Raw genomic sequence first — 9,385 nt, 5'->3', positions numbered from 1 at the left:
GCCCTCCGGCGCTGTACTCACCATCTTGGTAACAAATGGTGAAAATGTAATGTTTGTAGAGAGTTAACCAGTCTGTTTCTCGGAGTGGTCTGATTCTGTTGATTCTTGCCCAATGTGTGCGAAAGCCGGTGCTATCTGACCAGCTTGCGGGGCTGTCTCATCGGTCATTATCCAGAGCGTATATTTTTTGAATAACGCCGTATTCACTATCTGCGTAACGATTTGGATCCCCGGTTCTCGATGTTCACCTTCATAGTTTTTTAGAGTGCTTATTGCCAACCCTGTTAGCTCGCAAAACTTTGCTTGAGTAAGCCCTTCCGCCTTTCTAATTGCGCGGAGCTTCTGAGACATTTTCATTTGACATGATTCCCAATTGCAGACTATATTCCCTCAAAAGGTGTGCAGATGAGAACCTTTTAAGGCGCATAAACCAGTCCCCAAAAGGACGGGGGCGACTTAGAAGGGACTGGATCTAACAAGGGTAACACGAAAGCAAAAAGGGGCTAACCAATGGAAGCCAATGATTATGTGATTCAGTACCCGCTTGACGCGGTGCATACGGTGAAGTTTGCCGAGTTGCTTGGTAAGCCAGAATCGGCAGTTACCAAGATGGTCAAAGAGAATAAATTGCCAGTTATCGAGCTTCGGGATCCAAGTAAGCCGAATGCTCGCGCCGGTGAAAAGTGGGTTTTCATCCCGGAATTTAATCGCGCAGTTCGTGAGGCGTTCTACAACCGACCGGTAGAACAGCGTGACGCGTGGCTGCTTTGGATGGGGCTTTGATTATGAATGAGCCTCGTTGCATTGCTCAGTTATTGCGTAACGAGAGCCCGAGGGCGATGGATTTCACTATCACCCACGGCAGAGGGCGCAAGGGCATCATCATCCGCACCAAAAAACCGAGCGCTATAAGCGCCGTTTTTGCTTTTCTGAAATCCCGGAGGTTCTGGAAATGCCTGTAATGACACTCGGTATCGTGGAGAAACAGCCAGCAGCTCTGCGCGGTCTGATTGGTAAATATCTGGCCGCGCCTCGCTGGCAGGATAGCTGCGACTTTTACAATCAGATGATGGAACGTGAGCGCCTGACCGTTTGTTTTCATGCTCAGTTAAAGCAGCGTCACGCGACGATGCGTTTTGAAGAAATGAACGATGTAGACCGTGAGCGATTAGTTTGCGCTATTGATGAGCTGCGTGCTGCATTTTCCAGACGTCGACAGGTTGGCGCGAGTGAGTATGCGTATATTAGTTTTTTGACGGTCAGCCAACGCCGCACTTTGTTTATGCATGCCGGATTAACTGAAAAAGAATTTAATCAGCCTTACTGGCGTATTAATGAAGATTCCTGTTATTGGCGTGATGCCTTATTTCGTGCATTGCGAGAGCTTTTTAATTTATTTGAATATGCACCAACAATATTAACTTCGGTAAAGCCTGAGCAATATCTGCATTAAATAAACAACCGTAGTTTTTTACGCACTTAATTGTGCGGGGCTTCTTTTTGTCTGGAGAAAGTCATGCATACAGTAACAGGAAAGCAGCGCAGTAACTTCTCATTAATGTTGCAACAGGCGCGAGCCGAAGCACAGGCCGATGCGGCCACGCGCTTTTCCTCTCATCTGGACGGTTTAATCCGTCATATAGCTGGCGCAGATTTGTCGCGCGTGGAGATTGTCGAGTTACTCAGTCAGGAATCCATCAAGTTCCATAATATCGGTCTTTCTCGCGGGGAGTCTCTTTAATGTCTCTGATGCACTCCGTATTACTTAATAACTGGCTAAAGATTGCGGTTATGAAAAACGGTGAATTATCGCTTGCTGACATTAAGCGCGATAAAGAAACCGGAGCAATGACGGAATCAACCATCGCTATTTATTCGAGTGAATTAAACCTCCTGACGGATGTGGTCAATTTGCTTGTGAAACGCGCCGTTTTTCATAAGCAAATCACCACCGTCGATGAATTATCGAAATTAACCATTGAGCTGACCGGTTACTGCGTCGGTGAGTTTAAAAAGCTGAACAAAGAGAGGAGCTAAATCAATGCCGGATTATATGGATCACATTCAGGAGCGACAGACGGAATCACTGACTCGCCAGATTAACGCCGCTCGGGTGAAGCCGTGCGGCGCTGCTGCGTTGGTTTGCGAAGAATGTGACGCACCAATCCCTGCCGACCGCCGTGCGGCATATCCGTCGGCGACACGCTGTGTCTACTGTCAGTCAGCGCTTGAGTCAAAAGCTAAACACTTTCGGGGGCAGGCATGAGCATTCGTATCGAGATTGGCGAGCGCTATGTCGTCACAAGTGACCGTTTTCAGTTCATTTTGCAGGAGAAAAAGACCGCCGAAACAGGGAAGAATGCCGGTAAAGAGTGGCTGGATGTTGTCGGCTATTACCCCAAATTAAACCAGCTCGTTTCTGGTCTGATTCATCACGATATTTTGAGCGGCAACGCTGTCTCTTTTGAAGCGCTGAGCGCTCAGGTTGAGCTGCTCGGTCAGCAGTGTTTACGGGCTTTTGACGCAAATGGCCGTTGATATTCGGGGGCGTTCTGCCCCTACACCGCCACCACCATTTGCAAAAGGCACCGGCAAAGAGTTTGCCGGTGTTTACTCATGGAACGCGCCGCGTGAGGCTATTGGGCTCGAGAGACCCCTTACACGTGACGAGCTGCGTCAGGTGCAAGGCGTTTTATCCAAAATTGACCGCCTGCCTTACTTTTTAAGTTCTCTGTTTACCTCGCGCTATGAATATATCAGGCGCAACAAAAGCCCTGTGCATGGGCTGTATTTCCTCAAGTCGACATTTCTGCGCCGGTTGTGGCCGCGCATTGAGCGGGTTAATCAACGTAACGAAATGAATACAGAGGCGTCGCTGCTGTTTCTTGCTGAAAGTGAGAGTTACGCGCGCCTGCCGGGGATGAACGATAAAGAGCTGAAAAAATTTGCGTCTCGTATCGCCTCGCAGCTTTTCATTATGTACGAGGAGTTAAGCGACGCATGGGCTGAGGCGCACGGTGGCAAAGAGTCGCTTTTTACCGATGAGGCTCAGGCGCACCTGTACGGTCATGTTGCTGGCGCAGCTCGTGCTTTTAATGTTGCCCCGCTTTTCTGGAAGAAATACCGCAAAGGCCAGATGACAATCCGACAGGCATTTTCCGCCGTCGCTCGACTGATTAACGATGAATGGTGGACTATCCAGCTTAAGGCGCAGCGCATGCGCTGGCATGAAGCGCTGCTGATTGCTGCAGGTGAGGTGAATAAAGACCGCTCGCCGTATGCCAGTAAACACGCCGTCCGTGATGTGCATGCACGTCGCCTGGCAAATCTTGAATACCTGAAATCCTGCGAGCTGGAAAACAAAGTTACCGGCGAACGTATCGACCTTATCAGCAAAGTGATGGGGAGTATTTCCAATCCTGAAATTCGCCGCATGGAACTGATGAACACCATCGCGGGGATTGAGCGTTATGCCGCTGCTGAGGGTGATGTCGGTATGTTTATCACGCTGACTGCACCGTCGAAGTATCACCCGACACGTCAGGTCGGGAAGGGTAAAGATAAGACTGTACAGCTTAATCATGGCTGGAATGGTGAGGCTTACACTCCGAAGGATGCGCAGCGTTACCTTTGCCGTATCTGGAGCCTGATGCGTACCGCTTTCAAAGATAATGATTTGCAGGTTTACGGTATGCGTGTTGTCGAACCGCACCACGACGGGACGCCGCACTGGCACATGATGCTGTTTTGCAAGCGCCAGCAGCGCAAAGAAATTACCGAAATTATGCGTCGTTATGCTCTCAAAGAAGATGGCGACGAGCGCGGTGCAGCTCGCAACCGCTTTCAGGCTAAGCACCTGAACAAAGGCGGTGCGGCCGGGTACATCGCGAAATACATCGCCAAAAATATCGACGGTTACGCACTTGATGGCGAGCTCGATAAAGATACCGGCAAGCCGCTCAAAGATACCGCCGCCGCTGTTACTGCATGGGCGTCAACGTGGCGAATACCTCAGTTTAAGCCGATTGGTCTGCCGACGATGGGGGCTTACCGTGAGCTGCGCAAGCTGCCTCGCGGGGTCAGTATTGCTGACGAGTTTGACGAGCGTGTCGAAGCAGCACGCGCCGCGGCTGATGGCGGCGATTTCGACCTGTATATCACCGCTCAGGGCGGCGCAAATGTCCCGCGCGACGGCCAGACCGTCAGGGTCGCCCGTAGCGTCAGTGATGAGGTTAACGACTACGAAGAGGATATCGAGAGGGTGGTCGGTATTTACGCGCCTCACCTCGGCGCGCGTCACGTTCACATTACCCGGTCATCAGAATGGCGCATCGTTCCAAAGGTTTTGGCCGTTGAGCCTTTGACCTTAAAAAGCGGCATCGCCGCGCCTCGGAGTCCTGTCAATAACTGTGGAAAGCTCACCGGCGGTGACGTTCCAGTTATGACCAAAACACCGTCTGAGCACGCCGCAGCGGTGCTAAATCTCGTTGATGACGGGGTTATCGCATGGGATGACCCCGAAGTCGTGACGGCGCTCAGAGATGCATTAAAACACGACGCGCCACAGCAAAATCGCCAGCAAAGAAGCGGAGAGCCGTTAAAACCGCATGACGTCGCCCCATCAGGCAGGCTGACTAAATCCGAGCGCGCGCAAATACCGCGCATTCGCTTTGACCTTGCGCAGCATGGCATCACACCGAAACGCTGGGAGCTTGAGGCGCTGGCGCGCGGGGCATCCGTGACATACGACGGGCAGAAATTCACATATCCGGTTGCTGATGAGTGGCCGGGGTTCTCAACAAATCAACAATGGTGATTGAAATGGCTGATTTTGCATCGACAAATAGAACCGCTAGTTTTGAGGAATGGCACGAGCAATTAATAGATTATGCAGAGCTGCGCGGCGGTAGCGCTTCTGACGCGGATGCATGGAGAGAAGATTATGATTCTGGCCGAAGTGTTGCGGATGCCTGGCATGATGCATGGGGGGATGACTGATGCATGTAATTCGAGGTGAAATACCGCAGCACCAGACCAGAAATATTAAGTTAATGGCTATCGTTCATCGCCTGCAGCAGATAATGGTCAATGAGAATTTGACCCCCGCCGAGCTGGTCGGGTGCGCCGAAATAGTCAGGGATAATTACGGCAGGCTGTACGATATTAGTAATCCGAAAATTGAGGCGTTTACACCGGCGAGAGGTCAGATTATTCCGCCGCCCCGCCGACCATAGCAAACGCCGCCGGTGCTGAAACTCGCTTTCAGTGCTGGCGGGGTTGAACAACGAGCCCCGCGAGGCGTTAGCCTGCCCCGTAGAGACCGCCCCCAACCGGCACGATTAAAGCCGGTTTTTTATGCCATTTTTCCGCGAATTTCCAGTTTTTAAGCCGTGCATGCAACAGGTGCATTGTTTTGCATGCGTCAGGCTTGCCCGTCTTGGCCGTGCGCCGCCAGTGCTGGCGCGGATCCAGAGTGGTCATGCAACTGCATTAAAACCGACCCATAAAGCGGGCAGGCGTGGCGGGGAAAGCATTGCGCGCCAGCGGTGGTGCGTAATAATAAAAATTATCGTCTGAGCGCGTCGTGATGGCGCGGTCGTGGTCGCTGTCGGTTCGTTGGTGGTCGGGTGTGGTGGTGCGCGCGTGGCGCGTCTGAGGCGTGATGGTGGCGGGGTATGAAAAAGCCGCCATGATGGCGGCTTGAGGGGGATTATTCCGGGTTGCCGAGGGTGTACTCTTTGAACCTGATGACCTCCATGCCGAGCCAGTCGTTTACCTCCCTGAACCTGTCCTGCAGGGGCGACAGCTCGTTACGCACGAATACCCTTGCCACCTTCTCAACGTCACCGAGTGAGCCGATATTCTCAGGCTTACCGCCCATGAGCTGGAACGGTACGCGGTGTGCGTCCATCAGGTCGGCGGCGCTGGCTTTCTTTATGTTGAAAAAGTCATCCTTTGTGGCGACTTCGCTCAACGGCACGATTTTGATGCCGTCCGGTTTTCCGCCGGGGGCGTAGAAAAACAGGTTCTTAAAGTTGCCGAGCCCTTTCGAGTTGCGCATCGCCTCGCGCAACGATTCGACGTCGGTCGCACTCTGCGCCGGGTCAGTCACATACATGATGTAACCCGCGTGCGCGCCGTTCTGGTAATACTTGCGGCGGAACAGCGTCGCGGCTTCATTCAGCCAGGCGGAATTAAGCGCGCTGAGATATTCGGGCAGGCCGTAAATCTCCTGATTAATATCGGGCTCCAGCAGGTGAAACACGGTATCAGGCGCGAACTCGTGCGGTAGAGTGAAGTTTTCCACAAACCAGAAAATCGAATCGTCGACCCCGCGCCGGGTGTATTTGGCCGGTGAGGCCAGCAGCTTGATTAACTGGCCGGTGACGCTGTGGCGCTGCTCAAGAAAGGCGTTGCCGAATACCAGATAGTCGAGCGCAAAGCGGCTGAAATCCTGACGGGACAGCAGCGGGTGCGGAATGTAGGTGCTAGCGAGCACGTTGCGTTTAACGTAAATCGGGGAGCTGTGATGTACAGCAGAGCGCAGGCTCTTTGCCAGCCCGGAGAAGCTGACCGGCGGCTCGTACCATTTACCGTTACTGATGCACTCGACGTAATCCAGAATGTCACGCTTATCGAGTACCGGCACCGGCTCGCCGAAGGTGAACGCCTCCATTTTTTGCGGGGTGCTGGCGGTCGTGGCGACTGTTTTGCGTGGTTTGCGCTTGCTCATGCTGCCACCTCACCCGCTGCAACAGCGAAAGACCAGTCGCAGCCAAACAGCAGACGATAATCATCGTCGCTGTATTCGCGTTTAATTTCCTCAGGCGCAAAGAGATTGCACCCGCGCTGACATGCTGCATCCAGAGTGACCGACTGACGCCAGACACCATCAGTGCAAAATACGCTGTCGCCGGTATTGATTCGCGGTGACGGTCGGTGATTGCGGAGCGTGCCATTCCATACCCGGAAAGCGTCATGATTATAAGAGGGAGAGGTGAACATCGTCAGGCTGTGGCGTTTATGGCAGGCGATAGCCGCCGCGACTTTTGCCGCTCTTAGCGGGTTATTGAACCATCCGAACTCATCAAGGTAGACGTTACCCGCCAGCGCGGCGCAATGGGATTCCTCGCCGACAAATCTAATGACCGCCCCGCCGTCGAGCTGCAGGATGTGGCCGTTACTCGTCAGGCGGACGCCGACGCGCGCCGAAAGGTTGTTCATGTACATCAGCGCCACGCGCGCATGCTCAATGGTGTGAGCAAACCAGACCTGATTATCGCCCGTTGTCAGCGCATCGAGCAGCGCCTCGCGACTAAAGAGCTGCGTTGCGCCAATCTGGCGCGATTTGGTGATGCTGCGGTCGATATTGAGTTTCCCGACACGCAACCATGTTGCCTGATAGTCAAAGCTGTCATTGTGCAGAATATCGGCCATTGCCTGAATCTGGCTTTGTGAGAAAACGTTATTTTTCATTAATTAAACTCCAGAATAGATTTAGGCTGCATGCCGCTACCGGCGGAAAGCGGTTCGTTTAACAGGGCGTGCATGGTCGCCCATGCGATATCGGCGTGACTGGCTTCCTCGGTGCGGCTGGCCTCGTAGGTGGCGCTGCGCCCGCTGCTGGTCATGGTTTTGCGGATGGACATAAACGACTGCGTGACGTCGGTTGCCCCGGCGTCGTACTCCAGACAGCCGCGGCGAATGGTGTCTTTTGCCTTGAGCACCATTGCGGTTTTCATCTCAGGCGTGTAACGGATGCCGCGTGCCGCCGGGTAGAATGAGCGCACCAACTGGAACACGCCGAGACCGAGGCCGGTTGCGTCAATGCCTATGTATTCGACGTTGTATTTCTCGGTCAGTTTGCGGATGCCCTCTGCCTGCGCGGCAAAGTCCATGCCTTTCCACTGGTGGCGCTCCAGCATGCGGAACTTGCCACCCGAGACCACCGGCGGCGCGAGTACGACGCACCCGGCGCTGTCGCCGGTGTGTGACGGGTCGTAGCCAATCCAGACCGGGCGCGAGCCGAACGGATGGTCGGCGAACGGGGCAAAGTCCTCCCATTCTTCCATCACGTCGACCATGCAGCGCTGCAGCTCCTCGAACGGGAATACCGACGCTTTATCGTCGACAAACTCGCACATAAACAGGTTTTTAAAGTCCTCATCACTGTTTTCGCGTTTGAGCTGGTCGAGGTCGAACAGGGTGCAACCACCGGCAAGGGCATCCTCAATGGTGACAATCTGCCGCCACTGGCCATCGTCGCAGAGCTGGCCACCGGCGAGCGCGCTGTGACTGATGTCGATTTCGATGCGGTCGGCAATACGGCTGCGCCCCTTGTTGAACAGTTCGCCAGACCAGAAGGGGTAAGCGCCGTGCGCCAGCGTGGAAGGTGTCGAAAAGTAGGTTGAGCGCAGGTGCTTCTGCGAGGCCATGCCCGACGCGACTTTGCGCAGCTTCTGAAAATTCGGGATCCAGAATATTTCATCGACATACAGGTCGCCGTTATGGCTCTGCGCGGTGTTGGAATTGGTACCGAGAAAAATCAGCTTTGCGCCGTTGTTGCCGATGACAATCGGGTCGCCGGTCAGGTCGACGTCGACCAGCCGCGCAAACTGGATGATGTACTCGCGGAACACGTAAGCCTGCGTTTTACTGGCCGACAGAAATATCTGGTTGTGGCCGGTCTTGAGCGCGCGCAGTAGCGCCTCGCGGGAGAAATAGAACGTCGCGCCAATCTGGCGGGATTTGAGAATGTCGCGAATACGGTGCGCCAGCCCTGCGCGGTACCACTGCAACTGGTACTCGAAAGACTGGTCGAAAAATAGTTCCTCCAGCTTCCCGATAGCCTCGTCGCTGAAAAAGTTCTTTTTCGGCTTCTTGCGCTCGCCCTTGTTGCGGTTGGCGACATTGGGGTTAAGGTCGACCTCGTTACCGGTCTGACTGTAGCGATTAACGCGCGCCAGTCGCTCAATCTGCCGCCCGAGCAGGTCAATCTCTTTGAAGTCGCCGCCTGACTTTTGCGGCTTGGCGATGAGCTGAATCAGGCGCGCCTCAAGGCTGCTTTCGACGCGGGAAATCGGTGCGATGCCGTCCCAGCCGTCGCGCTGCTTCCAGCTCTGCACGGTCGGGCGCTTGACCTGCAGCATTTCGGCAATCTGTGGCACGGAAAAACCCTGCCAGTAAAGCAGCGATGCCTGCCGTCGCGGGTCATGCAACAAGGTTGTATCGGTGGAAATGGTCATTGATGCCTCGCCGTAGTGGATTCAGGGCAAGGCTACTTAATGGCCGTCAGTGATTCGCTAAGGTGCTGTTGTGTGGGCGGTTGTCCAGTCGTCATTGGTGGTCTGGCGTGTCCTGAGTCTGGAAACTGGCGGTGACCAGT

15 protein-coding genes are annotated in these 9,385 nt (G+C 54.0%); 9 read left to right on the top strand and 6 right to left on the bottom strand.

The genetic code is table 11. The annotated features are described in order from the left end of the window. Positions 1 to 63: 63 nt before the first annotated feature. Positions 64 to 357, bottom strand: a complete 294-nt coding sequence (locus HV302_RS24875) for a helix-turn-helix domain-containing protein (RefSeq protein WP_032237105.1) — start codon at positions 355 to 357, stop codon at positions 64 to 66. 153 nt (positions 358 to 510) lie between these two features. Here HV302_RS24875 and HV302_RS24870 point away from each other — a divergent pair, with 153 nt between their 5' ends. The 9 genes from HV302_RS24870 (at position 511) to HV302_RS28465 (ending at position 5,234) form a co-directional block, all read left to right on the top strand. Then, a complete protein-coding gene (locus HV302_RS24870; protein ID WP_016243380.1) occupies positions 511 to 783 on the top strand; it encodes a Cox family DNA-binding protein in 273 nt (90 codons plus the stop codon). A 169-nt stretch (positions 784 to 952) separates the two neighbouring features. Further along, positions 953 to 1,453, top strand: a complete 501-nt coding sequence (locus HV302_RS24865) for a hypothetical protein (protein ID WP_001670778.1) — start codon at positions 953 to 955, stop codon at positions 1,451 to 1,453. 63 nt (positions 1,454 to 1,516) lie between these two features. Next, positions 1,517 to 1,741 carry a DUF2732 family protein gene (locus HV302_RS24860; protein WP_032237106.1) on the top strand — a complete coding sequence of 75 codons (225 nt, stop codon included), beginning with the start codon at positions 1,517 to 1,519 and terminating at the stop codon, positions 1,739 to 1,741. After that, the gene (locus HV302_RS24855; RefSeq protein ID WP_032237107.1) at positions 1,741 to 2,037 is read left to right on the top strand and encodes a DUF5405 family protein; all 297 of its coding nucleotides are present in this window, start codon (positions 1,741 to 1,743) and stop codon (positions 2,035 to 2,037) included. Before HV302_RS24860 ends, HV302_RS24855 begins: the two co-directional genes overlap by 1 nt. 4 nt (positions 2,038 to 2,041) lie before the next feature. Next, complete coding sequence (locus HV302_RS24850) at positions 2,042 to 2,266, top strand: TraR/DksA C4-type zinc finger protein (RefSeq protein WP_016243384.1); 225 nt, start codon at positions 2,042 to 2,044, stop codon at positions 2,264 to 2,266. Then, complete coding sequence (locus tag HV302_RS24845; RefSeq protein ID WP_032279457.1) at positions 2,263 to 2,538, top strand: DUF5405 family protein; 276 nt, start codon at positions 2,263 to 2,265, stop codon at positions 2,536 to 2,538. Before HV302_RS24850 ends, HV302_RS24845 begins: the two co-directional genes overlap by 4 nt. Further along, positions 2,528 to 4,816 (top strand): replication endonuclease, encoded by a 2,289-nt coding sequence (locus HV302_RS24840; protein WP_181626714.1) that lies wholly within the window; start codon positions 2,528 to 2,530, stop codon positions 4,814 to 4,816. The genes HV302_RS24845 and HV302_RS24840 overlap by 11 nt, the downstream gene beginning before the upstream one ends. A 5-nt stretch (positions 4,817 to 4,821) precedes the next feature. Then, positions 4,822 to 4,998, top strand: coding sequence for a hypothetical protein (locus tag HV302_RS24835; RefSeq protein WP_032237148.1), 177 nt, complete (start codon positions 4,822 to 4,824; stop codon positions 4,996 to 4,998). After that, on the top strand, positions 4,998 to 5,234 hold the full coding sequence (locus tag HV302_RS28465; RefSeq protein ID WP_032448419.1) for a hypothetical protein: 237 nt from the start codon (positions 4,998 to 5,000) through the stop codon (positions 5,232 to 5,234). The genes HV302_RS24835 and HV302_RS28465 overlap by 1 nt, the downstream gene beginning before the upstream one ends. A 67-nt stretch (positions 5,235 to 5,301) precedes the next feature. Here HV302_RS28465 and HV302_RS24830 read toward each other — a convergent pair whose 3' ends face one another. Genes HV302_RS24830 through HV302_RS24810 form a run of 5 tightly spaced genes read right to left on the bottom strand, consistent with a single transcriptional unit; the run spans position 5,302 to position 9,245 of the window. Beyond that, positions 5,302 to 5,481 carry a hypothetical protein gene (locus tag HV302_RS24830; RefSeq protein WP_032448420.1) on the bottom strand — a complete coding sequence of 60 codons (180 nt, stop codon included), beginning with the start codon at positions 5,479 to 5,481 and terminating at the stop codon, positions 5,302 to 5,304. Between the two features lie 9 nt (positions 5,482 to 5,490). Further along, on the bottom strand, positions 5,491 to 5,691 hold the full coding sequence (locus tag HV302_RS24825; RefSeq protein ID WP_181626713.1) for a hypothetical protein: 201 nt from the start codon (positions 5,689 to 5,691) through the stop codon (positions 5,491 to 5,493). Positions 5,692 to 5,710: 19 nt separating this feature from the next. Next, positions 5,711 to 6,733, bottom strand: coding sequence for a phage portal protein (locus HV302_RS24820; protein ID WP_181626712.1), 1,023 nt, complete (start codon positions 6,731 to 6,733; stop codon positions 5,711 to 5,713). Beyond that, entirely contained in the window at positions 6,730 to 7,476 is a 747-nt protein-coding gene (locus tag HV302_RS24815; RefSeq protein ID WP_175098592.1) for a terminase large subunit domain-containing protein, read from the bottom strand. The genes HV302_RS24820 and HV302_RS24815 overlap by 4 nt, the downstream gene beginning before the upstream one ends. Then, the gene (locus tag HV302_RS24810) at positions 7,476 to 9,245 is read right to left on the bottom strand and encodes a terminase ATPase subunit family protein (RefSeq protein WP_040229165.1); all 1,770 of its coding nucleotides are present in this window, start codon (positions 9,243 to 9,245) and stop codon (positions 7,476 to 7,478) included. Before HV302_RS24810 ends, HV302_RS24815 begins: the two co-directional genes overlap by 1 nt. Positions 9,246 to 9,385 lie beyond the last annotated feature (140 nt).

It is taken from the genome of Citrobacter sp. RHBSTW-00859, from assembly GCF_013729795.1.
Lineage (GTDB): Bacteria > Pseudomonadota > Gammaproteobacteria > Enterobacterales > Enterobacteriaceae > Citrobacter > Citrobacter braakii.
Note: the sequence above shows the minus strand (reverse complement) of the source record. Positions and strands in the feature narration are given on the sequence as shown.